This window comes from Solibacillus merdavium (assembly GCF_014836935.1).
GTDB classification, from domain to species: domain Bacteria; phylum Bacillota; class Bacilli; order Bacillales_A; family Planococcaceae; genus Solibacillus; species Solibacillus ferritrahens.
On record NZ_JACSPW010000050.1, the window covers coordinates 1 to 962 of the forward strand.

Below are 962 nucleotides of genomic sequence, written 5' to 3' on the forward strand. Positions count from 1 at the left end.
GAATTAGGTAGACATAAAACAAATAAATCTTTGTCAAATTCTGTGGCTGCAATCGGCAATAATTGGTCCCGGGAAAAGCCACTCTCTTTTAGAACATAATCATCAATAGCATTTAACAATATTTTTGCATAGTCCATTATTATTGATCCTTTTAATTGCTCTGTACCGAACAAATCAACTGTCTGGTAAAACCCTTTCCAACCATTAGCATATTTAAGAAAATCCCTAAACATTGGATCAAGTTTACATCTCAATTCTTTCTCTACAGCAAGAATATTGTCTTCATTTGCTCCGATTTCTGGAAAGTGATGAGGCCATATCTGCTTCACATCTTGTTTAAATAATTCCTGCTTCACTAATACCATTGAAGCAATATTTTCTCTCCAATTACTCATCGTCTAAATTCTCCTTTACAAACTTAAATTCTGTCGGCTTATAACCAATAGGATATTTATTGGCCTGACCACCAATACTAAGATTTACTTTTGGATCAAGATCTAACCAACTATGAGGTTCTGGTTTCGCCATCCAAGTTGTATCTGGAACATGTCCAACGTGTCCTTTATACTGGTTTCCATTGTCAGAAGCTCGTTTACCTTCTTTTCTTGCTGCACGAGAGGCATCTTGTCTTAATTTACCTTTTGTAGAAACTCTCCCGGTTGGTGATAGCACCCCAGCTTTTAAAGCCGCGTTAGAACCCTCAACATAAGCCCTAACTTGAGCTATTTGCTCTTCGGTAGCTCCAGGAGGAGCTTTAACCTCTACGGGACCACTAAGTGTATCATTACCCTGCTCCTTCGATTTCGCAGGTGGTAACGTTGTTGCACTTGCTTCCTTATTCGCCTGAGACGGTGCTTGCTGCTTTGTCGGTTTAGCTGGTGTAGCAGACTCGACAATAGATACTGTTTTACTTTTACCACCGCATGCACTAATAGCTAGGATACATTAAATAGGTTGTACGT

At 39.2% G+C, this 962-nt stretch carries 2 protein-coding genes; both read right to left on the reverse strand.

Annotated elements, in window-relative coordinates; translation table 11 throughout:
* On the reverse strand, window positions 1-395 hold a 395-nt coding region (locus tag H9632_RS18680; protein ID WP_191705566.1), incomplete at its 3' end, for an SMI1/KNR4 family protein.
* A complete protein-coding gene (locus H9632_RS18685) occupies window positions 388-672 on the reverse strand; it encodes a hypothetical protein (protein ID WP_191705567.1) in 285 nt (94 codons plus the stop codon). The genes H9632_RS18685 and H9632_RS18680, both read right to left, overlap by 8 nt.
* Window positions 673-962 lie beyond the last annotated feature (290 nt).